Source organism: Streptomyces sp. WM6386 (genome assembly GCF_000972385.1).
Classification (GTDB): Bacteria; Actinomycetota; Actinomycetes; order Streptomycetales; family Streptomycetaceae; genus Streptomyces.
The window spans coordinates 163,291-185,320 of record NZ_JXTE01000003.1 but is presented as its reverse complement, the minus strand read 5'-3'; the positions used below and the strand labels follow the sequence as shown (position 1 = coordinate 185,320).

Annotated in this window: 25 protein-coding genes and 1 pseudogene; 17 read left to right on the top strand and 9 right to left on the bottom strand. The window is 71.6% G+C overall.

Going from position 1 to position 22,030, the window contains the following annotated elements; translation table 11 throughout:
- Nucleotides 1-20: 20 nt before the first annotated feature.
- The 7 genes from TN53_RS03160 to TN53_RS03130 all read left to right on the top strand — a co-directional run bounded on the left by TN53_RS03160 (nt 21) and on the right by TN53_RS03130 (nt 5,523).
- On the top strand, nt 21-1,199 hold the full coding sequence (locus TN53_RS03160) for a ParA family protein (protein WP_095046258.1): 1,179 nt from the start codon (nt 21-23) through the stop codon (nt 1,197-1,199).
- Nucleotides 1,184-1,747, top strand: coding sequence for a hypothetical protein (locus TN53_RS03155; protein ID WP_095046257.1), 564 nt, complete (start codon nt 1,184-1,186; stop codon nt 1,745-1,747). The genes TN53_RS03160 and TN53_RS03155 overlap by 16 nt, the downstream gene beginning before the upstream one ends.
- A gap of 18 nt (nt 1,748-1,765) precedes the next feature.
- Nucleotides 1,766-2,827, top strand: coding sequence for a segregation and condensation protein A (locus TN53_RS03150; RefSeq protein WP_095046256.1), 1,062 nt, complete (start codon nt 1,766-1,768; stop codon nt 2,825-2,827).
- Nucleotides 2,824-3,477 (top strand): SMC-Scp complex subunit ScpB, encoded by a 654-nt coding sequence (scpB, locus tag TN53_RS03145; RefSeq protein ID WP_046256746.1) that lies wholly within the window; start codon nt 2,824-2,826, stop codon nt 3,475-3,477. Before TN53_RS03150 ends, scpB begins: the two co-directional genes overlap by 4 nt.
- Nucleotides 3,477-4,598, top strand: a complete 1,122-nt coding sequence (locus TN53_RS03140; protein ID WP_046256745.1) for a pseudouridine synthase — start codon at nt 3,477-3,479, stop codon at nt 4,596-4,598. The genes scpB and TN53_RS03140 overlap by 1 nt, the downstream gene beginning before the upstream one ends.
- A 110-nt stretch (nt 4,599-4,708) precedes the next feature.
- Entirely contained in the window at nt 4,709-4,981 is a 273-nt protein-coding gene (locus TN53_RS03135) for a hypothetical protein (protein ID WP_046256744.1), read from the top strand.
- Entirely contained in the window at nt 4,978-5,523 is a 546-nt protein-coding gene (locus tag TN53_RS03130; protein WP_046256743.1) for a TIGR03086 family metal-binding protein, read from the top strand. Before TN53_RS03135 ends, TN53_RS03130 begins: the two co-directional genes overlap by 4 nt.
- A 21-nt stretch (nt 5,524-5,544) precedes the next feature.
- Here the strand turns inward: TN53_RS03130 and TN53_RS03125 are convergent, their stop codons facing one another.
- On the bottom strand, nt 5,545-6,474 hold the full coding sequence (locus TN53_RS03125; RefSeq protein WP_046256742.1) for a DUF72 domain-containing protein: 930 nt from the start codon (nt 6,472-6,474) through the stop codon (nt 5,545-5,547).
- A 77-nt stretch (nt 6,475-6,551) separates the two neighbouring features.
- Here TN53_RS03125 and TN53_RS03120 point away from each other — a divergent pair, with 77 nt between their 5' ends.
- Nucleotides 6,552-7,271: an NUDIX hydrolase gene (locus TN53_RS03120; protein WP_046256783.1), complete on the top strand. Its 720-nt coding sequence runs from the start codon at nt 6,552-6,554 to the stop codon at nt 7,269-7,271.
- Entirely contained in the window at nt 7,268-8,287 is a 1,020-nt protein-coding gene (locus tag TN53_RS03115) for an ADP-ribosylglycohydrolase family protein (protein ID WP_046256741.1), read from the top strand. Before TN53_RS03120 ends, TN53_RS03115 begins: the two co-directional genes overlap by 4 nt.
- On the opposite strand, the gene TN53_RS03110 is transcribed toward TN53_RS03115, so the two are convergent.
- From TN53_RS03110 to TN53_RS03100, 3 genes are read right to left on the bottom strand one after another with little or no spacing between them, the layout of a single operon-like run.
- The gene (locus TN53_RS03110; RefSeq protein ID WP_046256740.1) at nt 8,284-8,703 is read right to left on the bottom strand and encodes a Rieske (2Fe-2S) protein; all 420 of its coding nucleotides are present in this window, start codon (nt 8,701-8,703) and stop codon (nt 8,284-8,286) included. The two genes, TN53_RS03115 and TN53_RS03110, sit on opposite strands and share 4 nt — an antisense overlap.
- Nucleotides 8,700-9,284 (bottom strand): DUF6529 family protein, encoded by a 585-nt coding sequence (locus TN53_RS03105; RefSeq protein ID WP_046256739.1) that lies wholly within the window; start codon nt 9,282-9,284, stop codon nt 8,700-8,702. Before TN53_RS03105 ends, TN53_RS03110 begins: the two co-directional genes overlap by 4 nt.
- A gap of 26 nt (nt 9,285-9,310) precedes the next feature.
- Nucleotides 9,311-10,009 (bottom strand): hypothetical protein, encoded by a 699-nt coding sequence (locus tag TN53_RS03100; RefSeq protein ID WP_046256738.1) that lies wholly within the window; start codon nt 10,007-10,009, stop codon nt 9,311-9,313.
- 170 nt (nt 10,010-10,179) lie between these two features.
- On the opposite strand from TN53_RS03100, the pseudogene TN53_RS03095 reads away from it, so the two are divergent.
- The 6 genes and pseudogenes from TN53_RS03095 to der form a co-directional block, all read left to right on the top strand.
- Nucleotides 10,180-10,587 (top strand): annotated as a pseudogene (locus TN53_RS03095) (YidB family protein); the annotation flags it as partial.
- 91 nt (nt 10,588-10,678) lie between these two features.
- Nucleotides 10,679-11,041, top strand: coding sequence for a chorismate mutase (aroH, locus tag TN53_RS03090; protein WP_046256736.1), 363 nt, complete (start codon nt 10,679-10,681; stop codon nt 11,039-11,041).
- A complete protein-coding gene (locus TN53_RS03085) occupies nt 11,038-12,123 on the top strand; it encodes a prephenate dehydrogenase (protein WP_046256735.1) in 1,086 nt (361 codons plus the stop codon). Before aroH ends, TN53_RS03085 begins: the two co-directional genes overlap by 4 nt.
- A gap of 87 nt (nt 12,124-12,210) precedes the next feature.
- Complete coding sequence (gene cmk, locus TN53_RS03080; protein WP_046256734.1) at nt 12,211-12,897, top strand: (d)CMP kinase; 687 nt, start codon at nt 12,211-12,213, stop codon at nt 12,895-12,897.
- Nucleotides 12,898-12,950: 53 nt separating this feature from the next.
- Nucleotides 12,951-13,538: a lysophospholipid acyltransferase family protein gene (locus tag TN53_RS03075; protein WP_046256782.1), complete on the top strand. Its 588-nt coding sequence runs from the start codon at nt 12,951-12,953 to the stop codon at nt 13,536-13,538.
- A gap of 79 nt (nt 13,539-13,617) precedes the next feature.
- Nucleotides 13,618-15,096: a ribosome biogenesis GTPase Der gene (gene der, locus TN53_RS03070; protein ID WP_046256733.1), complete on the top strand. Its 1,479-nt coding sequence runs from the start codon at nt 13,618-13,620 to the stop codon at nt 15,094-15,096.
- A 52-nt stretch (nt 15,097-15,148) separates the two neighbouring features.
- Here the strand turns inward: der and TN53_RS03065 are convergent, their stop codons facing one another.
- Nucleotides 15,149-15,538 carry a hypothetical protein gene (locus TN53_RS03065; RefSeq protein ID WP_046256781.1) on the bottom strand — a complete coding sequence of 130 codons (390 nt, stop codon included), beginning with the start codon at nt 15,536-15,538 and terminating at the stop codon, nt 15,149-15,151.
- A 68-nt stretch (nt 15,539-15,606) separates the two neighbouring features.
- Nucleotides 15,607-16,389 carry a hypothetical protein gene (locus tag TN53_RS03060; RefSeq protein WP_046256732.1) on the bottom strand — a complete coding sequence of 261 codons (783 nt, stop codon included), beginning with the start codon at nt 16,387-16,389 and terminating at the stop codon, nt 15,607-15,609.
- A gap of 507 nt (nt 16,390-16,896) precedes the next feature.
- Between TN53_RS03060 and TN53_RS03055 the strand changes: the two genes are divergently transcribed.
- Together TN53_RS03055 and TN53_RS03050 are read left to right on the top strand one after the other, a co-directional pair.
- Complete coding sequence (locus tag TN53_RS03055; protein ID WP_046256731.1) at nt 16,897-17,526, top strand: transglycosylase family protein; 630 nt, start codon at nt 16,897-16,899, stop codon at nt 17,524-17,526.
- A 120-nt stretch (nt 17,527-17,646) separates the two neighbouring features.
- A complete protein-coding gene (locus tag TN53_RS03050; RefSeq protein WP_046256730.1) occupies nt 17,647-18,267 on the top strand; it encodes a transglycosylase family protein in 621 nt (206 codons plus the stop codon).
- On the opposite strand, the gene TN53_RS03045 is transcribed toward TN53_RS03050, so the two are convergent.
- From TN53_RS03045 to TN53_RS03035, 3 genes are read right to left on the bottom strand one after another with little or no spacing between them, the layout of a single operon-like run.
- Nucleotides 18,200-18,874 (bottom strand): ATP-binding cassette domain-containing protein, encoded by a 675-nt coding sequence (locus TN53_RS03045; RefSeq protein WP_046256729.1) that lies wholly within the window; start codon nt 18,872-18,874, stop codon nt 18,200-18,202. The genes TN53_RS03050 and TN53_RS03045 overlap by 68 nt on opposite strands.
- Nucleotides 18,871-21,543 carry an ABC transporter permease subunit gene (locus tag TN53_RS03040; protein ID WP_046256728.1) on the bottom strand — a complete coding sequence of 891 codons (2,673 nt, stop codon included), beginning with the start codon at nt 21,541-21,543 and terminating at the stop codon, nt 18,871-18,873. Before TN53_RS03040 ends, TN53_RS03045 begins: the two co-directional genes overlap by 4 nt.
- The gene (locus TN53_RS03035) at nt 21,543-22,016 is read right to left on the bottom strand and encodes a hypothetical protein (protein WP_046256727.1); all 474 of its coding nucleotides are present in this window, start codon (nt 22,014-22,016) and stop codon (nt 21,543-21,545) included. The genes TN53_RS03040 and TN53_RS03035 overlap by 1 nt, the downstream gene beginning before the upstream one ends.
- Nucleotides 22,017-22,030 lie beyond the last annotated feature (14 nt).

Here is a 22,030-nt window from a genome sequence, read left to right as displayed (position 1 = left end):
CCAAGGAGGTAAGACGACTTGTGAATGAGTCGACATTTACTCCCGGAGGTGGTCAACCAGGAACGCCTGCACGGGCTGAGGGCCCCGCGGGGTTCGAGGCTGTCGGCTCCGTCGCGGTGCGCACCTTCGCAGCCCACCAGAGCCACCTGAACCGAAGGGTGACTCTGTCAGCACACCAGAGCATGGATGGCCATCACGTGAACGCCATGGCCGGCGACGGAAGTGGCGCGCCCCACAGCCAGTTCGCCGACTACGACGAACTGCCCGAGGGGCACTTCTACGACCCCGACGCCGAATACGAGCCCGACCCGGAGTACGCGGCCACGCTCGCTCCCGACGCTGCCCGCCAGCGCCGTGAGCGCATCGGCCCGACCGGTCGCCCGCTGCCGTACTTCCCGATCCCGGGTCCGCTGACCGATCACGGACCCGCGAAGATCATCGCGATGTGCAACCAGAAGGGCGGCGTCGGCAAGACGACGTCGACCATCAACCTGGGTGCCGCGCTCGCGGAGTACGGACGTCGCGTGCTGCTCGTGGACTTCGACCCGCAGGGCGCGCTGTCGGTGGGCCTCGGTGTCAACCCGATGGAGCTCGACCTCACCGTCTACAACCTGCTCATGGAGCGGGGCATGGCGGCCGACGAGGTCCTGCTGAAGACCGCGGTCCCCAACATGGACCTGCTGCCGAGCAATATCGACTTGTCGGCGGCGGAGGTCCAGCTGGTCTCCGAGGTCGCGCGCGAGTCGACATTGCAGCGGGCCCTGAAGCCGCTCATGGCCGACTACGACTACATCGTGATCGACTGCCAGCCTTCACTGGGTCTGCTCACGGTCAACGCCCTGACGGCCGCGCACAAGGTGATAGTGCCACTGGAGTGTGAGTTCTTCGCCCTCCGTGGTGTCGCCCTGCTGACGGAGACCATCGAGAAGGTCCAGGAGCGGCTCAACCCGGATCTGGAGCTCGACGGGATCCTCGCCACGATGTACGACTCGCGCACCGTGCACAGCCGTGAGGTGCTCGCGCGTGTCGTCGAGGCGTTCGACGACCACGTCTACCACACGGTCATCGGGCGCACGGTCCGCTTCCCGGAGACCACGGTCGCCGGTGAGCCGATCACCACGTACGCCTCCAACTCCGTCGGCGCCGCCGCCTACCGCCAGCTCGCCAGGGAGGTGCTCGCCCGGTGTCACGCCGAGTGAGTCTGCCGGGGGCCGACGAACTCTTCCGTACGACAGGGGGAATGGCGCTCCAGCCGTCCACTCCGCGGCGGGGGGCCAACGGCGAAGCCCGGGTGCCCGCACCCGCGGGGGAGAGCGACGGCGCCGCGGCCGGGTCGTCCGAGGACGCGCCGCAGTCGGTGCCCGCGCAGGGCGGTGACGGCGACGGGGCGGAGCATGTGGCCACGGAACCGGCCGCGGCCGGCGAGTCCCGCAGCCGGGACGCGGAGCGCTCCGGGCGACGTCAGGACGCGCAGGAAGGTTCTGCCGCGCCGCGCAAGCAGCGTGGTGGGGGCCGGGCGGCCTCACGTCGGCCCAGCGGGCGTGAGCGGCACGACGAGAAGATCACCGTGTACGTCTCCGCCGAGGAGCTCATGGATCTGGAGCACGCCCGTCTGGTGCTCCGCGGCGAGCACGGGCTGGCCGTCGACCGCGGGCGCATCGTCCGCGAGGCGGTCGCCGTGGTGCTGGCCGATCTGGAGTCCCGGGGAGACGCGAGCATCCTCGTACGCCGACTGCGCGGGCGGTAGCGGTAGCCTGCGAGGGCCATGACCTCGAACGACGTTCCCACCCCCGGCGCACCTGCCGGCCGTCGGCGTGTGCTGGGGCGGGGCGCTCTGCGGGGTGAGCCGGAGAGCGCGTCGGTGGCTGAGGCCGAGGCCGGTGGGCCGTTGTACCCACCCGTACCGGTCGCGGCGGAACCGGAGCCCGAGGTCGCGGAGCCCGAGGTCGTCGTACCGGAACCCGAACCGGAGCCCGAGGCCCCGCCTCGTGAGACCCCCACCGAACCCCAGGAACCCGGCGACGGTGTCTTCAAGGTCCGTCTCTCCAACTTCGAAGGCCCCTTCGATCTCCTCCTCCAGCTGATCTCCAAACACAAGCTGGACGTGACCGAGGTCGCCCTGTCCAAGGTGACCGACGAGTTCATGGCGCACATCAGGGCGATGGGGCCGGACTGGGATCTGGACCAGACGACCGAGTTCCTCGTGGTCGCCGCCACGCTCCTCGATCTCAAGGCGGCCCGGCTGCTGCCCTCCGCCGAGGTCGAGGACGAGGCCGACCTCGCGCTCCTCGAAGCGCGGGACCTGTTGTTCGCGCGGCTGCTGCAGTACCGCGCCTACAAACAGATCGCCGACATCTTCAACCACCGCCTCGACGAGGAGGCCCGCCGCTACCCCCGTACCGTCGGCCTCGAACCGCACCACGCCGAACTGCTGCCCGAGGTCGTCATCAGCATCGGCCCGGAGGGGTTCGCGAAGCTCGCCGTGAAGGCGATGCAGCCCAAGCCCAAGCCGCAGGTGTACGTCGACCACATCCATGCGCCGCTGGTCAGCGTGCAGGAGCAGGCCGGGATCGTGGTGGCCCGGCTGAAGGAGCTCGGCGAGGCCAGCTTCCGGACGCTGGTCGAGGACATCGACGACACCCTCACCGTAGTGGCGCGATTCCTGGCGCTGCTGGAGCTGTACCGGGAGAGGGCCGTCGCGCTGGACCAGGAGACGGCCCTCGGTGACCTCATCGTGCGGTGGACCGGCGGAGAGGGTGACGCCGAACCGATGGTGACCGACGAGTTCGACCGACCGCCCGAGCCGCCCAAGGAGGACAAGGCGTGAGCGAGGAGACCACCGACGTTCCGGCCGGGCCGCGCACCGTCGCCGACCTCGATCTCAAGCCCGCCCTGGAGGCCGTCCTCATGATCGTGGACGAGCCCGCCACCGAGGAACACCTCGCGAAGATCCTCCAGCGGCCCAGACGGCAGATCGCGGACGCGCTGCGGGCACTGGCCGACGAGTACACCGTCCAGGGGCGCGGCTTCGAGCTGCGGCTGATCGCCGGGGGCTGGCGTTTCTACAGCCGGCCCGAGTTCGCGGCGGCCGTCGAGGGCTTCGTGCTGGACGGCCAGCAGGCCCGGCTCACCCAGGCGGCGCTGGAGACCCTGGCCGTCGTCGCCTACCGTCAGCCGGTGAGCCGCAGCAGGGTCTCGGCCGTACGAGGAGTCAACTGTGACGGGGTCATGCGGACCCTCCTCCAGCGCGGTCTGGTCCAGGAGGCGGGCGCGGAACCCGAAACAGGTGCGATCCTGTACGTGACGACGAACTACTTTCTGGAGCGGATGGGCCTGCGAGGCCTGGACGAGCTCCCGGAGCTCGCGCCCTTTCTCCCCGAGGCGGAGGCGATCGAGGCCGAGACGCTGGAAGGGGTCCCGTCGTTCGATCCGGACGCTCCGGATTCCGAGGACGCAGACGACAAGACGGAACTTTGATGCGAAGCAGCAGCGGCAGGAACAGCAGCGGAAACAACGGCGGGAGCCGTGGTGGCAACAGCGGCGGCCGCGGCGGGAGCAGCGGTGGCCGCGGTAATCCCCGTGGCGCCGGTGGCAACCGCGACGACAAGCAGGGCGGCCGTCCCAGCAAGCCCCGCCCCGAGGAGCGGCGCTACGACGTGGGCCCCGGCGGGTCTCACGAGGGCCCGAAGTCCGGGCGCGGCGCCTCCGCGCGCGGCGGTGCCAAGGGCGGGCCCAAGCAGGGCCAGGGCACCGGGCGCGGCCGCTGGGTCCCCGCCACCTCCCGCGAGTACGAGGCGCGGGCCGAGGAGCGCAACCGCGAGCGGTACGCGAACAAGAAGGACGTCAAGCTGCCCAAGACCTTCCCGGGCGCCGAGCAGGAGGGCGAGCGGCTGCAGAAGATCCTCGCGCGCGCGGGCTACGGCTCCCGGCGGGCCTGCGAGGAGCTCATCGAGCAGGCGCGGGTCGAGGTCAACGGCGAGATCGTCCTGGAGCAGGGCAAGCGCGTCGACCCGGAGAGGGACGAGGTCAAGGTCGACGGCCTGACGGTCGCGACGCAGTCGTACCAGTTCTTCTCGCTGAACAAGCCGGCCGGCGTCGTCTCCACGATGGAGGACAACGAGGGCCGTCAGTGCCTCGGCGACTACGTCACCAACCGTGAGACGCGGCTCTTCCACGTCGGTCGGCTCGACACCGAGACCGAGGGTGTCATCCTGCTCACCAACCACGGCGAGCTGGCGCACCGGCTGACCCACCCCAAGTACGGCGTGAAGAAGGTCTACCTCGCGCACATCGTGGGCCCGATCCCGCGGGATCTGGGCAAGCGTCTGAAGGACGGCATCCAGCTGGAGGACGGGTACGCGAAGGCGGACCACTTCCGGGTCGTCGAGCAGACCGGCAAGAACTACCTCGTCGAGGTCACCCTGCACGAGGGCCGCAAGCACATCGTTCGCCGCATGCTGGCGGAGGCCGGCTTCCCGGTCGACAAGCTGGTGCGGGTCGCCTTCGGCCCGATCACCCTGGGCGACCAGAAGTCGGGCTGGCTGCGGCGGCTGTCCAACACGGAGGTCGGGATGCTGATGAAGGAAGTCGACCTCTAGGTCTCGCCGTTTCGTCCGTACGACGGCCGGTTCCGGACTCTTTCCGGGGCCGGCCGATTCGTTTTCGCGCTCCCGCCGGTCTTCATCCCACACGGACGAGGGGAGTGGGCATGACCGCGACGACGGATCTGCGGGCCCGGCGGGGCCACGACGAGGGCGAGGGCCGGGCGTCCTCGCGGACCGGGCCGCATCCGAGCGCCACCAGCACGCGTCTGACGACCCTGGAGAGCCACGCGCGGCGTCCGCTGCCCTCCGGGCCCGGCGGGCCGTCAGAGGCGCCTGAGAAGCCACTGAGGGTCGCTGCGGGGGTCCCGTGGCCGGCCGGGCGGATGCCTGAGGCCGCCGAGTCGCTCGGGTGGTTGCGGGACGGGGTGCTGTCATGAATCCGGGGGAGCTGCTGGAGCGTTCGCTTGCGTACGCGCTGGGGAGCGTGGCCTTGGTGGGGTCTGCCGGACCGGGCCGGGCGACGCCCTGTGCCGCGTGGGATCTGGGGGAGCTGCTCGAGCATCTCGATGATTCCCTGGACGCGTTGCACGAGGGGCTGACCGGCGGGCGGATCGGACTACTGCCGCAGAGCGACCGCGTGTGCGGCTTCCGTACGCGCGCGTGTGCGGTGCTCGGTGCTTGGGCGGCCGGCCCTCGTGATCTGGTCCAGGTCGCAGAACGGCCGCTGGACGTACGGGTGATGGGCGCGGTCGGCGCCGTCGAGATCGCCGTGCACGGTTGGGACGTCGCGCAGGCCTGTGGACGGTCGCGGCCCTTTCCGGTCGCTCTCGCGGCCGAGTTGCTGCCCATCGCGCGGTGCGTGGTCACCGAGGAGGACCGCGGGGTGCGGTTCGCGGAGCCGGCCGCCGTCCCGCCCTGCGCGCCGCCCGACGCCCGGCTCCTGGCCTTCCTGGGGCGGTGCGATCCCTTCCCGGGATGAGTCCGGTGGGTTCCTCGGAGGCTAGGACTTCCGGGCCGCCTGCCCTGAGGGCCGCGGGCCCGCGCTCCGGGCGGGCTCACCGTCGTCGAGCGCCCGGGACCGACCGGCGCCGGCCAGCAGGCGCCGCATCGTCTCCGCGGCACGGACGGACGCGGTGCCGCAGCAGTTGTTGAACAGGACGTGGAGCTGCTCGACCCGCTCGGCGAGCGAGCGCAACCGGGGCAGCCACTCGGCGAGTTCGTCCTCGCCGTACTCGTACCGGAAGCGGTCCTCCTTGCTCCCCGATCCCCAGGCGGCGCTGCGACCGTGGAAGCGGACGACGGACAGCCGCGGTGAGGTGACGGGGGCGACGGGCGGGATCGAGGAGGGGAGTGTCTGGGTCATGTCGACGGCCACGGCGGTCATGCCGTACCGGGTGAGCAGCGCGCAGGTCACGTCCGCCCACTCCCTGCGCCACCAGCCGGGATGCCGGAACTCCACGGCGACCGGCCACCCGGCGGTCCGCTCGGCGCACTCCCGCAGGAACTCCCCGGCCCGCTGTCCGGGGCGGAACCACGGCGGGAACTGGAACAGCACGCTGCCGAGCCGTCCGGCCGTCCGAAGGGGCTCGATCCCCTCGGTGAAGCGCGCCCACACCTCGTCCAGCACCGCCGGGTTCCCAGGCTCGGCGGGCAGCCCGCCCGGCATCGCGGAACTCCGTGTCGGATGCCCGGTGAGCAGCGAGAACGCCTTCACGTCGAAGACGAAGCCCGGGGGCGTCCGCTCGGCCCACTGCCGGCTGGTGCGGGCGCCGGGCAGCGCGTAGTACGCCGAGTCGACCTCGACGACCGGGAATCGCTCGGCGTAGTGCCGCAACCGTCCCTCGGCGTCCCGTCGCCCCGGCGGATACCAGCCGCTGCCGGTCAACGCCCGGTCCGTCCACGAACACGTGCCCACCAGGATCTCGCTCATGCGGTGCGGTTACCCGGGTTGTGCGATCCCATCCGGCGACTTTATAGTCGTAGTGACTATTAAAGGGGTGGGTGCACGTGGACGCATACGACAAGTACGCCTACGAACCCTTCGCCGTCACCGTCGATCTCGCCGTCCTCACCGTCACCGAGGGCGCTCTGCGCGTCCTGCTCGTGGAGCGCGGACAGGAGCCGTACGCCGAGCACTGGGCGTTGCCCGGCGGCTTCGTGCAGCCGGACGAGTCCGCCGAGACGGCCGCCCGGCGTGAACTCGCCGAGGAGACCGGCCTTTCGGACGTCTCCGGGCTGCACCTGGAACAGCTGCGCACCTACAGCGAGCCCGACCGCGACCCCCGGATGCGCGTCGTGTCCGTCGCCTTCGCCGCACTGCTGCCGGACCCGCCCGAGCCGCACGGCGGCAGCGACGCCGCGGACGCCCGCTGGGTGCCGTACGCCTCGGCGCGACCCCTGGCCTTCGACCACGACCGGATCCTGGCCGACGCCCGGGAACGCGTCGGCGCCAAACTCGAGTACACCTGCCTCGCCACCGCCTTCTGTCCACCCGAGTTCACGCTCGGCGAGCTGCAACAGGTCTACGAGGCCGTGTGGGGCACCGCCCTCGACCGCCCCAACTTCCGGCGCAAGGTGCTCGCCACACCCGGCTTCGTCGAACCGGTCCCGGGCGCCGCGCGACTGACCGGCGGCCGCGGCAAACCGGCCGCGCTCTACCGCGCGGGCACGGCCACCACGCTCCATCCGCCTCTGCTCCGAACGCCTCGGGAAGGACGTCCCGCATGACCGCCACGACCGTCAGGAAGCGCGCCGCCACGGGAGCCCTGCTGGGGCTCGCCCTGGGGGACGCGCTGGGCTTCCCGACCGAGTTCAACGACGTGCCGTCGATCCTCGCCAAGTGCGGGCCGTGGCGGGAGATGGAGCTGCCGAAGCCGGCGATCGTCACGGACGACACGCAGATGACGCTGGCGCTGGGACGAGGGCTGCGGACGGCCATGGACCGTGGGCTGCTCGCGCCCAAGCGGATGGAGCGTCCGGTGCGCGAGGAGTTCGTGGACTGGTACCAGTCGCCGGAGAACAACCGCGCGCCGGGCCGGACCTGTCTCGTCGCGTGCAATCTGCTGAAGAGCGAAGGGCGGCTGTGGCAGGACGCCAGTCAGATCCACTCCAAGGGCTGCGGCGCCAACATGCGCGTCGCCCCCGTCGGCCTGGTCCCCGGCCTGAGCGACGAACAGCGCTCCGGCGCCGCCCAGTTGCAGTCCGCGCTCACTCATGGGCACCCGACCGCGCTCGCCGCGTCCGACCTCACCGCGCACGCCGTACGGCTGCTCGCCCAGGGTGCCGAGCCGACCGGACTGGTCGGGCTGCTGCGGTCGTACGCCGTCGAGAACCGCACCCGCTACCACGACCGCTGGCTCGGAGACCTGTGGACCCGCAGCCAGGACCCGACGGCCGAGCACTTCATCGCGCGCGGCTGGGACGAGTGCCTGGAGATCCTCGAGCGCCTTCAGGCGGCGGTCCGTTCGGTGTCCCCGGAGACCGATCCGTGTCTGGCGACCGGCGAGGGGTGGATCGCCGAGGAGGCGCTGGCGACCGGGCTGCTGTGCTTCCTGCTGTTCGTCGACGAGCCGGTGACGGCCCTGCGGCGGGCCGCCTGCACCGCCGGGGACTCCGACTCGATCGCCGCTCTGGCGGGGGCCTTCGCGGGGGCGTACCACGGGGCCGAGGTATGGCCCACCGAGTGGGCGGACCGGATCGAGTACCAGAGCGAGTTGGCGACGCTCGGCGCCCTCTGGGACTAGGCCAGCTTGATCGAGTCGCCCTGCACCGCGATCTTCTTCTCGGCCAGCGGCTGGGTCGCCGGGGGGTTCGCCACCGAGCCGTCCGTGATGCTGAACTTGCTGCCGTGGCAGGTGCAGTTGATGGTGCCGCCGTCGACGTTGGCCACCGGGCACTGCTGGTGGGTGCAGATGTTGGTGAAGGCCTTGAACTCGCCCTTCTTCGGCTGGGTGACGACGACCTTCTCGTCCTTGAAGATCTTGCCGCCGCCGACCGGGATCTCACTGGTCTTCGCCAGTTCCTGACCGGCGGAGGCCTCGACGGTGTCGGACCCGGAGTCGCTGTCGCCTTCGTTGCCGTACTCGCCGCAGCCGACGGTGAACGCCGCGGCCCCCGTCGCGAGGAGGACCGTGCGTCGCGTCGGGCCGTGAGTCGTCATGTAGTCACTCCGAAGGTGCGGAAGAACCAGAGGGCGGAGGTCAGCCAGACGATCGTGAGCGCGGTGAAGACGAGCCCGCCGACGATCGGCAGCAGCCAGTTGGGGAGTCGCTCCGAGCGGAGCAGCAGCATCTTGGCACTGAACACTCCGAAGAAGAAGCAACCCAGGAGGGAGTGCCAGAAAACGCGTGTTTCGTACGTCTGATAGCCCAGCGCGTACAGACAGTGCACCGCCACCGGCACCGACACCAGGAACGCCACCCGCCCCGACCAGCGGTGCAGCACCCCTGACCAGCTCGGGCCCGGCAGCCTGCCGTACATCATCAGCGCCGAGGAGAACTGGACGACGGCGAAGAAGATCGCGACCGTCGCCAGCCAGGACTTCACCGCGCCCGTGCTGCTGAAACCGGCGAGGTTGAAGGCGGTCCCCGCCGGGTCGTGGACCTTGCCGTACACACCGAGGGCGACCGCCACCGCGGCGGCGGCCAGCGCGGGGACCAGATAGCGCGCCGGGCTCGGCCGCGGCTCGGAGGGCTGGGGAGAGGGGAATCCCTGGGTGGCGGCGTTCGGGTCGGCGGTCATGTCGGCTCCCTCGTACGGACTGGAGTTCAGGGGGTGACGGGGCGGGCCGTGAGCTGCTGTCCGTCGACCGTCACCACGCCGGTCTCCGGGTCGATCTCGGGTGCGGGGGAGGGCTTGCCGTCCTTCTTGAGGATGCCGACCTGGCTGCCGTCCTTCAGCACGATCCAGCCGCCGTCGAACTTCGCGTCGCGCACGGTGGCGGTCGCCCGGTACAGGCCGGACGGCTTGATCGCCTTGTCGGCGGTGAAGGTGTAGTGCCCGCCGCCGATGTCGACCGTGCCGCTGATCCTCCCCCACTCTCGGCTCCGCTCGAGCGGGGGGACCCCCACGCCCTCCTTGAGGGTGCCGTTCAGCTTCGAGCCGTCCTTGGCGGTGAGCTTCATGGTGCCGTCGTCCTCGACGTCGCCCTTGAGCCACGACTCCTTGTCCCGGCCGTCGCAGAAGTACGCGATCGCCCGGCCGTCGCGCAGGGACACGGCGATCGCGGAGGAGTCGTCGTCGGTGCGGCCCGCGTAGTCGGCGTCCGGGACGGGCACCTTCGACGGCGAGGGGGACGCGGACGGGGTCGTCCGCGTGGGGGTCGGGCTCGGTGACGCCTTCGTGCTCGGCGACTCCCGCACCGACGACGAGGTGGTCTTCTCGCCGGTCGTCGCATTCAGCGACAGCATGAACAGGCCTACCAGCAGACCCGCGAGAAGGGTGAGCAGTGGTCCGGAACGCTTCATACGGGCCTCCCCCGAGGCGAGCTTCCTGCCATGAGAGCGGACCCGGGGCCTTGCGTCCAGAGGCGCACGGGCGCGTTCTCACCACAAGTAGCGGAACAGGGCAATCTGGGTGACATTGGCAGAGTTCGGCGCCGGGTCCCCCGGGCTCGGCCGACCTCGCGAAAGGCACGACCATGGCGGGTAACGACGTCGGCAGTCTTCTGGGAGGACTCCTCGGCTCGGGCAACGGTTCCAGCGGGAGCAACATCCTCGGCGCGCTGCTCTCCGCGCTCGGCAAACAGGGCGGCCACGGCAACCACCCGCTGGGCGGACTGCTCGACACGCTCGCCAAGTCGGGCCTCGCCGAACAGAAGGACTCCTGGGTCGGCACCGGCGCCAACCAGTCCGTGACCGGCGCGCAGATCCAGCAGGCGCTGCCCGACGAGACCCTCCAGCAGGTCGCCGAGGAGACGGGAGTCTCCACGGGCAGGGCCGCGGACGAGCTGGCCCAGGTGCTGCCGCGGGCCGTGGACACGCTGACGCCGGACGGACAGCTGCCGGCCGACCTCGACGAGCCCGCCGGGCAGCGGAACCTGTAGGTGTCTCAGCGGGCGGGCGGCGCACACCGGCCCGACGCGGGCTGACTAGGCTGGATGTACCAAGAGCCGTACATCAGCAAGGAGCAGAGCCGTGGCGGTACGAGCGGTCCGGGGCGCCGTCCAACTCGAACGGGACGAAGCCGGTCACATGGACGAGCAGGTCGGAGCGCTGCTCACCGCCGTCCTGGAGCGGAACGACCTCACCGCGGACGACCTCATCAGCATCTGGTTCACGGCCACACCGGATCTGCACAGCGACTTCCCCGCGGCCGCGGCCCGCAAGCTCGGCATCGTGGACGTCCCGCTGATCTGCGCCCAGGAGCTCGACATCGAGGGCGCCATGCCCCGCGTCGTGCGGATCCTCGCGCACATAGAGTCCGACCGGTCCCGTACCGAGATCAACCACGTCTACCTGGGCACCGCGGCCGCCCTGCGCAAGGACATCGCCCAGTGAGAACCGCACTCGTGATCGGCACCGGCCTCATCGGCACGTCCGCCGCGCTGGCGCTGGTCAGCCGGGGCGTCCAGGTCCACCTGGCCGACCACGACCCCGAGCAGGCCCGCACCGCCGCCGCGCTCGGTGCCGGCACCGACGAGGAGCCCGAGGGGCCCGTCGACCTCGCGATCGTCGCGGCCCCGCCCGCCCATGTGGCCGCGGTGCTCGCCGACGTCATGCGCCGGGGCGTGGCCCGCGGCTACATCGACGTGGCGAGCGTCAAGGGCGGACCGCGCCGCGAGCTGGAGGCGCTCGGCGTCGACCTCGCCTCGTACATCGGCACGCACCCCATGTCCGGCCGCGAGAAGTCCGGCCCGCTGGCCGCGACCGGCGACCTCTTCGAGGGCCGCCCCTGGGTGCTGACGCCGACCCGGGACACCGACACCGAGGTGCTGAACCTCGCCCTGGAACTGGTCTCGCACTGCCGTGCCGTACCGGTCGTGATGGACGCCGACGCCCACGATCGCGCCGTCGCGCTGGTCTCCCACATGCCCCACCTGGTGTCGAGCATGGTCGCCGCGCGGCTGGAGAGCGCCGAGGAGGCCGCCGTACGACTGTGCGGCCAGGGCATCCGTGATGTGACCCGGATCGCCGCGTCCGACCCCCGGATGTGGATCGACATCCTCTCCGCGAACCCGGGGCCGGTCGCCGACCTGCTCACCGACGTCGCCGCCGACATCGAGGAGACGGTGCGGGCGCTGCGGTCCCTGCAGTCCTCCGACGAGGCCAAGCGCGGTGAGGGAGCCGTGGGTATCGAGGACGTGCTGCGGCGCGGGAACGCGGGCCAGGTGCGGGTACCCGGCAAGCACGGGTCCGCCCCGCGCACGTACGAGGTCGTGGCCGTCCTCATCGACGACCAGCCCGGTCAGCTGGCCCGTATCTTCGCGGACGCGGGACGGGCCGGGGTCAACATCGAGGACGTGCGCATCGAGCACGCGACCGGGCAGCAGGCGGGTCTGGTGCAGCTGATGGTGGAGCCGCAGACGGCGCCGGTCCTGACGGCGGCACTGCGGGAGCGTGGCTGGGCCATCCGCCAGTAAAGAGGCCGCCGACGAGCCAGTACCCTTGTGCGGGGCCCCATCGCGCCCCGCACTCCCCACCACACCGCACCAGGAAGGTGTCCTCCCGTGGAAAACGGCGCCGCCCCGCCCGTGATCGTCGCCATCGACGGTCCCTCCGGCACCGGCAAGTCGAGCACGTCGAAGGCCGTCGCGGCGCAGCTCGGTCTGAGCTACCTGGACACCGGCGCCCAGTACCGGGCGATCACGTGGTGGATGGTGACCAACGGGATCGACATCGAGGACCCGACCGCGATCGCCGCCGTGGCCGGCAAGGCGGAGATCATCTCCGGCACCGACCCGGCCGACCCGACGATCACCGTCGACGGCACCGACGTCGCCGGGCCGATCCGCACCCAGGAGGTCACCTCCAAGGTCAGCGCGGTGAGCGCGGTGCCGGAGGTGCGGGCGCGGATCACCGAGCTGCAGCGCTCGATCGCCGCCTCGGCGGAGCGGGGCATCGTCGTCGAGGGCCGCGACATCGGTACGACCGTGCTGCCCGACGCCGACCTCAAGATCTTCCTCACCGCCTCCCCGGAGGCGCGTGCCGCCCGCCGCAGCGGTGAGCTGAAGGGCGCGGACGTCAACGCCACCCGCGAGGCCCTGGTCAAGCGGGACGCGGCCGACTCCAGCCGGAAGACCTCGCCGCTCGCCAAGGCCGGCGACGCGGTCGAGGTGGACACCACCGAGCTCACGCTGACGCAGGTCATCGAGTGCGTCGTCACCCTCGTCGAGGAGAAGCGGGCCGGGAAGTGACCGTGCCTTCGGAGCGGGGTGCAGAGGTCGGGCGGCGCATCGGCGTCGGCCTGATGTACGGGCTGTGGAAGCCGCGCGTGCTGGGCGCCTGGAAGGTGCCCGCGACCGGCCCGGTGATCTACGCCGTCAACCACTCCCATGCCATCGACGGCCCGATGGTCATGGGCGTGGCGCCCCGGCCGACGCACTTCCTGATCAAGAAGGAAGCGTTCATCGGCCCCCTCGACCCGTTCCTGCTCGCCATCGGACAGGTCAAGGTCGACCGGTCGGGCACCGACCGCACGGCCATCACCCAGGCCCTGGACGTGCTCTCGGCCGGCGGTGTCCTCGGGATCTTCCCGGAGGGCACCCGCGGTGAGGGAGACTTCGCCGCGCTGCGCGCCGGGCTCGCGTACTTCGCCGTCCGCAGCGGCGCCGCGATCGTCCCGGTCGCCGTGCTGGGAAGTTCCGACCGGCCCGGGCGGTTGGTAAAGGCGCTGCCTCCGTTGCGCAGCCGTGTCGACGTGGTCTTCGGTGACCCCTTCGAGGCGGGCGACGGCAGCGGGCGGCGTACCCGCAAGGCGCTCGACGAGGCGACCGAGCGCATCCAGAAGCAGCTCACCGCTCACCTGGAAAACGCCAGGCGCCTGACCGGGCGCTGAGCGACACTAAGTAGTGGATCAAACCGGAGAAACCGGGTGGTCCACCGATCACCACGATGAACGACGAGGTACGGACTTCATGAACGACCACATCCACTCCGACGGCTCGGGCGAGCAGCACGACCACGGAGCGCTTGGCGATGCCGAGTACGCGGAGTTCATGGAGCTCGCCGCGGAAGAGGGCTTCGATGTCGAGGACGTCGAGGGCGCGATCGAGGAGGCCGGCCACGGGCCGCTGCCCGTGCTCGCCGTCGTCGGCCGCCCGAACGTCGGCAAGTCGACTCTGGTGAACCGGATCATCGGCCGCCGCGAGGCCGTCGTCGAGGACAAGCCCGGCGTCACCCGCGACCGCGTGACCTACGAGGCCGAGTGGGCGGGCCGTCGCTTCAAGGTCGTCGACACCGGTGGCTGGGAGCAGGACGTCCTCGGCATCGACGCCTCCGTGGCCGCGCAGGCCGAGTACGCGATCGAGGCCGCCGACGCCGTCGTGTTCGTCGTCGACGCCAAGGTCGGCGTCACCGACACCGACGAGGCGGTCGTACGACTGCTCCGCAAGGCCAACAAGCCCGTGGTGCTCTGCGCCAACAAGGTCGACGGCCAGAGCGGCGAGGCCGACGCCACCGCTCTGTGGTCCCTCGGCATCGGAGAGCCGCACCCGGTCTCCTCGCTGCACGGCCGCGGCACCGGCGACATGCTGGACGCCGTCCTGGAGGCCCTGCCGGAGGCGCCTGAGCAGACCTTCGGCACCGCTCTCGGCGGTCCGCGCCGCATCGCGCTCATCGGCCGTCCGAACGTCGGCAAGTCCTCCCTGCTGAACAAGGTGGCCAACGAGGAGCGTGTCGTCGTCAACGAACTCGCGGGCACCACCCGTGACCCGGTCGACGAGCTCATCGAACTCGGCGGCGTCACCTGGAAGTTCGTCGACACGGCGGGCATCCGCAAGCGCGTCCACCTCCAGCAGGGCGCCGACTACTACGCCTCGCTGCGCACCGCGGCCGCTGTCGAGAAGGCCGAGGTCGCGGTCATCCTGATCGACGCCTCCGAGTCCATCTCGGTGCAGGACCAGCGGATCGTGACGATGGCCGTCGAGGCCGGGCGCGCGATCGTCGTCGCCTACAACAAGTGGGACACCCTCGACGAGGAGCGTCGCTACTACCTGGAGCGGGAGATCGAGACCGAGCTCGCCCAGGTCGCCTGGGCGCCCCGGGTCAATGTCTCGGCGCGCACCGGCCGTCACATGGAGAAGCTGGTCCCGGCGATCGAGACCGCTCTGGCCGGCTGGGAGACCCGTGTTCCGACGGGCCGCCTGAACGCCTTCCTCGGCGAGCTGGTCGCCGCCCACCCGCACCCGGTCCGTGGCGGCAAGCAGCCCCGCATTCTCTTCGGCACCCAGGCCGGCACCAAGCCCCCGCGGTTCGTCCTCTTCGCCTCCGGCTTCATCGAGGCGGGCTACCGCCGCTTCATCGAGCGCCGGCTGCGTGAGGAGTTCAGCTTCGACGGCACCCCGATCCATATCTCGGTGCGGGTGCGCGAGAAGCGCGGCGCCAAGAAGAAGTAAGCGCGGAAACGCAGGAAGGGCGGCCCCTGTCGGGGCCGCCCTTCCTGCTGTGTCAGAAGCCGCGGCGCTGGCCGGGCGGCAGCGCCGGCACATGCTGCACCATCGTGCCGTGCTGCCCGATCTGTCCGACGCGCTGCCACTGCGACTGCTGCTGCCCGACGCGGGCACTGTGCGCGCCCGCGCTGTAGGCGCTGTACGAGCTGCTGAACGAACCCGGCCGGTGGCCGCCGTACGCGTCCTGCGGAAGGTTCCCGAACGCGGTGAACCCCAGCTCCTCCTCGCCACTGCGGTCACCCGGCAGCGAGCGGAACGACTTGACGTACTCGGCGTAGAGCGCGTCGTAGATCGGCGTGGCCGATGGGCCGCACAGCGGGTCCGGAGTCGGCCGCGAGGACGGGATCGACTGGTAGGACTGGCGGCGGGGAACGTCGTAGGTGTGCACGTATGTCCAAACGACCCTGAGCATCATGAGATGCGGCCGCTTTCAGGGGCGCGAGGCGGCAGGCGTCCTCAGGTCCCGGCAAGAGGCATCGCGGAAGCGACCAACTTCCCATTGGCCGCGGCCTTGTCGATCGCATCCCGCAGCAGGTCCTCTCGGGGCTGACGCCCGATCGATCCCACCGGTGCCGCGAACATCAGCACCTGCTGATGCTTGTTCGCGGCGGCCCGCCAGCTCTCCGTGACCTGGAGCGGCTGATGCGCCTGCCACCACGCGACCGGCTGCCCACCGGTCGGTCCCGGCTGAAGAACCGCGTGCAGCTGGCCCATCGCAAGGAGCACCGACCACCCGTGCAGCACCGGCGGCACCTCCGTCAGCTCCGTCACCGGCATGAACCCCTGCTCGATGAGGAGCGGCAGGAAGTCGTCGCCGACGTCGGTCGCGCCGGGGCGCACGATAGGGGCCGTCGGTTCGACCACGAGCGCCGGGTGCAACTCCCCGGCGATCAGCACGAGTCCGCTGGTGACGCCGAGCACCGCCTGTTCGGGCACGGCCTTCTCCGGGTTCGGGTCGACACGGTCGCCGCTGATGGAACGCACGGCTCCCTGGAGCTGCTCCTCGGTGACCTGGACGATCTGCGAGGGCAGACAGGTGGCGTGGGCGAAGGCGAGGACGGCGGTCTCGTCGCCGATGAACAGGACGGTGCTGGTGCGCTCCGCTTCGGAGTCGCCCGGGGTGCGGCAGGACGTGCAGTCGTAACTGCCGGGGGCGTTCTCTCCGGCGAGCAGCCGGTTGGCCTCATCGTCGCCGATCTCGGCGCGAACCTCGTCGCTGACGTCGAGCATGCGCGGCACGGGTGACTCCCTCAGGAAGCGGTGCCCGGGTGGGTCCCGGGCTCATGAAGGAGACAACGGGCGATCTGTGGCGGGAGTCACGCTCCAGAGCGAACGGAATCGAACCATCGGGCGCACAGGGTCACGCCGGGCCCGGAATCGGGCACTCAACGTCAATTCCTAGGAAATCCAAGGAAGTTGGTTGCGTGAAGTGGGTCACAGATCGCCAGGGCGACTGGTCGACAAATCAGGAAATCAGCGAATGAAGTGGGTGGCCGAAAAAAGTTGCTACCCGAGGTAACGGTGAACTGGCCTGGAGTGACAGGCAATTGGTTGATACCGGGCGGTCACCCTCCCTAGATTCCTCGGCCGTGTGCAACGAGCACCGCTCGGGTTCGTCCGCCGGCCGCACCAAAGCCAGCTCGCAGCACCAGCCTCCGGCGGACGGGGCGGAGCGCGACGGTCCTGCCCCTGCGCAGGGAGCGCGCCCCGCCTTGGGGGACCCCGGGTGTTTCGAGAGGGAATCACATGTCCGAATGTGCCGATACCACTCGCGACAACGTTCGTAAGACGCGTACGACGGCGGTTCTCGCCGGGGCGGCCCTGCTCGCCCCTCTCGGACTGCTGGCCGCGACCGGCAACGCCGCGGCGGCGGACGGCGGGGTGTGGGACCGCATCGCCCAGTGCGAGAGCGGCGGCAACTGGCACATCAACACCGGCAACGGCTACTACGGCGGCCTGCAGTTCTCCGCCTCCACCTGGCGCGCGTACGGCGGCAGCGCCTACGCGGCCACGGCGGACAGGGCGAGCAAGTCCCAGCAGATCGCCGTGGCCACCAAGGTCCAGCGCGCCCAGGGGTGGGGCGCCTGGCCCACCTGCTCCGCCCGGGCCGGGGCGTCCGGCAGCGCCCCCTCGCTCTCCTCCGGCTCGGCGACCACCAAGGCCGCTCCGTCCAAGCCGTCGAAGACGCCGGCACGTTCCCGGAGCCACTCGGACCGCAGCGCGTCCCGTGGCGACTACACGGTCCGCAAGGGCGACACGCTGAGCGGCATCGCCGCCCGGCACGGGACCACCTGGCAGCGGATCTACGCCGCCAACAAGGCCGTCATCGGCGGCGATCCCCACCTGATCGTGCCCGGGCAGCGTCTCGAGATCTGAGCTGCTCCCCCCTTTCCGGGCACGGGACCCCGCCCGTTCGGTGCGCCGACCGGGTGGGGCCCCTGGGGCCTTCCGCCGCGTATCGAGGGCCGCCCGCGCCGCACTGCTTAGCGTGGGCCGATGTACTGCATGCCGATCAAGCTCCTCCTCGCCGCCTGTCTGCTCGCCGGAGCGGCGCCCGCCCCGGCGTACGCGGCACCACCGCCCCCGGCCCCCGGCCCGTCGCCCGTCTCCGTGCCGTACGACTGTGCCCGCGACGGGTGGCCCTGGGACTGTGTCGCGCTGTGCGAGAGCAGCGGCCGCTGGGACGCCGACACCGGGAACGGCTTCTACGGCGGACTGCAGTTCTGGCAGCCCACCTGGGAGGAGTTCGGCGGCCTGACGTACGCCCCACGCGCGGATCTCGCCACCCGTGGGCAGCAGATCGCCGTCGCCCAGGAGGTGCTGGCCGTGCAGGGCTGGGAGGCCTGGCCGGTCTGTTCGAAGCGATACGGGCTCAAGGGCCGTATGCACACGGTGAAACCCGGCGACACGCTCTCGGCGATCGCCCGCACGTACGGCATCCCGGGCGGCTGGCAGACGCTCTACCAGGCCAACAAGGAGATGATCGGCGACCACCCGGACCGGCTGAACGTGGGCACGCTGCTGGTCCTCCCGAACGGATCGAAGAGTGCTACCCGGGACTCGGCCGTGTTCGGTCCGCCCCTGTCGGCGGGTCCAGTTCGGCCGCCTCTCCGCTGAACACGACCGTGCCGCGGCGCAGTTCGTACACGACGGCCGTCCGGCCGCGCAGGACGGGCGGCAGCCGCTGCTCGGCGACGACCACGCAGGCGTCGAGCCCCCTCAACAGCTCGTATGTACGGGCCGCGACCGCCGGCGACATGCCCTGCGTCGGTTCGTCGACGAGCACCACGCGCGCGCGTGCCAGCAGGGCGCGGGAGAGGGCCAGCATGCGCTGCTCACCGCCGGAGAGGGTGCCGGCGCGGCGCGGGAGCAGCGCGGTGAGCTGGGGATAGGCGTCGAGGGCCCGGTCGTACGACGGTGCGGCCAGCGCCAGGTTCTCGCGCACCGTGAGCGAGCCGAACACCGCCTGCCGCTCGGGGACCAGGCACAGGCCGTGCCGGGCGCGCTCGTGGGCGGGCATGCGGGTCACGTCGGTGCCGTCCCACACCACGGCGCCGCCGGACAGCGGCACGGTGCCGGCGAAGGCGCGCAGTGCGGTCGTACGGCCGCTGCCGTTGCGGCCCAGCAGGACGGTGAGGCCGGGGCCCGGAGCGGCGAGGGTGACGCCGTGGAGGGCTTCCAGCGGGCCGTAGCGCACGCGCGCGTGGCGCAGGGAGATGGTCATGGGGCGGCTGTCCAGGTGGTGTCCAGGACATGGTCGGGCGGGCCCGAGGCGACGATGCGGCCCGCCGTCATGACGTGCACGACGTCGGCGAGGCCGGCGACCAGGTCGAGGTCGTGTTCCACGACGAGGAGGGCCGTGCCGTCGGCGGCGAGGGCCTTCAGCACACGGGTCAGGGCGGTCACTTCAGCCGTGTCCAGACCGGCGGCGGGTTCGTCGAGGAGGAGGACCCGGGGGCTGCCGGCGAGGGCTCTGGCGAGTTCCACGCGACGCAGGGTGCCGGTGGGGAGGGCGGCGGCGGGGAGGTCCCGGAGCGGGCCGTCCAGGGTGAGGAGCCTGAGGGTTCGCTCCGCGGCGGCGGGGTCGGGGAGACGGCCCTGTTCGGCGCCCACGTGAACGTTTTCGGCCACCGTCAGCGAGGGGAAGACCGCGAGCTGCTGGAAGGTGCGGGCGATGCCGAGGCGGGTGCGGGCGTGGGCGGGGAGGCGGGTGATGTCCCGGGTGCCGAGGAGGACCCTGCCGCTGGTGGGGCGGAGCGTTCCGGCCAGACAGTGGAACAGGGTGCTCTTGCCCGCGCCGTTGGGGCCGATGATCGCGGTGACCTGGCCGGGTGTGATGTCCAGGTCGACTCCGTCCAGGGCGGTGAAACCGCCGTAGCGGGCTTTGAGGTCGCGGGCCTTGAGCATGGGTGCGGGTGGGCCCTGTGGGAGTGGAGCGCCGTCGGCCGCTGCGGCATGTGTATCGGCGGCCGACGGTCGTCCTGCCTGCGCCCTGCTCGCCGCGCCGGCCAACGCCGCTACCCGCGCGGGGGGTTGCGCCACGGGCCGCAGCCTTCCCCGCACCCGCTCCCCGAGCGGGGTCAGCGCCGCTCGCCGCCGCAGCCGCAGTCTTCCCGCCGCCGTTCGCAACGCCTCGTAGGGGCCGCCCGGGAAGCGGCCGACCAGTACCGCGAGTACGCCGATCAGGGCCGCCGCCATCCCGCCCCGCGCGCCCGCGTCCAGTCCCACCAGGAGCGCCGCTGCCAGCAGTGCGCCCAGGGTGCTGTCGGCGCCCAGGACCACCACGGCCGCGAACCACAGCAGCCCGCGGACGGGGTCGTAGGCACCGGGGTCGAAGGCGCGCAGGCCCATGCCGAGCATGCCGCCGCCGAGGGCGGCCAGCGCGGCGCCCGCCACGAAGGCCAGGAGCTTGAGGGACGGGACCTGGACGCCCGCCGCCGACGCGCCCGCCTCGTGATCGCGCATCGCCGCCAGCGCCCTGCCCGTACGGCCCGTGCGCAGCAGGCGTGTCATCAGAAGGGCCGCTGCCAGGAGCGCCAACTCCAGGACGTAGTACGCCCGGTCGCCGTCGAAGCCCGACGGGCGGCCCAGCGACAGCCCCGACGTGGCGTACGGCTGGGCGAAGACGAAGCGGCTCACCCCCACGCCCACCGCGAAGGTGGCCAGGGCCAGCGCCAGGCCTTGGCGGCTGATCGCGGGCCGGCCCGTCAGCAGGCCCAGGGGCGCCACCAGCACGACGGCCACCGCGAGCGCGGCCAGTTCGGGCAGGCGAGGCAGCCCGGGGAAGCGGCCCGCCGCCAGCAGAGCCGTGAACAGGGCGCCCAGTCCGGCGTACGCCGCCTGCCCCAGCGAGATCTGACCACCGCGGCCCGTGACCACCACCAGCGACAGCAGCACCGCGCCCAGCGCCGGCACCTGCACCGACGTCTGCAGATCCGAGCCCGCGAAGCCCAACGGCAACAAGAACAGCACCACCGCCACGATCCACGCGCCCGGCGGAGTCGCCACGCGCGCGGTGGCCGTGCGCGGGAGGGCGTCGCGGGTGCCGAGCCGCGGCAGCACGAGCGCCGCGATCAGCAGCGCCACCACGAACAGGTTCGCCCCCACCGCCTGCAGCAACGGCTCGCCCCAGCCCGACGGATGCAGCCGCGTCAGCTGGCTCTGCGCCACCCCGATGCCCAGCGCGACCACCACGGCGACCGGCAGACTGCGCATCCGTGCCGCCACCGCGACCGCCACGACCTCCATGACCAGCAGCGGCAGGCCGTACGGGTCCAGACGGACGAACGGCGCGAGCAGCACGCCCGTCAGGCCCGCGGTGAACGAGCCGAACGCCCAGCCCGCCGCGGCCACCCGGTCCGCGTCGATCCCGCCCAGCACGGCCAGTTGCCGGTCGTCCACCACGGCCCGCAGCTCCCGCCCGAAGCGCGTCCAGCGGATCACCGCCCCCACGCCCCCGGCCAGCACCAGCACCACCGCGAGCTGCCCCCATGGGTCCGCCGACACCAGCTCCGGAGCGTCGTCCCGAGCCCCCTGCCCCCACACCAGCGCCGCCCCGCCCACCAGCAGCACGAACACCCCGATGGACGCGACCAGCGTCTGCGCCGGGTCGCTGCCCAGGACCGACAGCGGACGGAAGACGAAACGCTCCAGCACCACACCGAGGCCCGGCGCCAGGACCAGCAGCGTCAGCGTGGCGCCCGCCCACAGGGGCCACCCCCACTCCACCACGCACTGCCGCAGCACGAACGCGCACACCATCGCGATCGCCCCGTGCGCGAAATTCAGCACCCCCGTCGCGCGGTACGTCACGATCAGGCCGATTCCGGTGAGTGCGGCGGCGCTTCCGACCGAGAGACCGGCGAGTGTGAGGTCGTACGTGAGCGACGACATCAGTCGGTTTCCTCGGCGGGCTCGCAGATGGGGCAGGGGCCCAACTCGCCGCTCGCCGCCAGCTTGGCGTCCACCGGCACCGCCTCCACCTTTCCGGAGACCAGCGGACAGTCCGCGCGATGCCACAGGGTGCCGCCCGGCACCATCAGCAGGTCCCCGCTGACGGCGATCGGCGCCGTGGCCCGGCCGGGCTCCTCCGCGTCCGTGGGTTCCGTGGCCACGAGGAGGCCGTACAGCTCCTCCACGCGCAGCGCGGCGATCGTGTTGCGGCCGTGTGCGAGCAGTACCGCCCCCGCGATGATCAGCGCGGCGCCGGGGACGGTGCAGGAGGCCAGGTAGGGCAGCTGACGTTCGGCGTAACGCTCGCCGGAGATGCCGTACCAGCCGATGACGCACAGCACCGCGCCCGTGGCGAGCGCGGCCCAGCCGGCCCACAGGACGGGGTGCACGGTCCGCAGTCGGGCTGTCCGCATCTCTGGCTCCCACA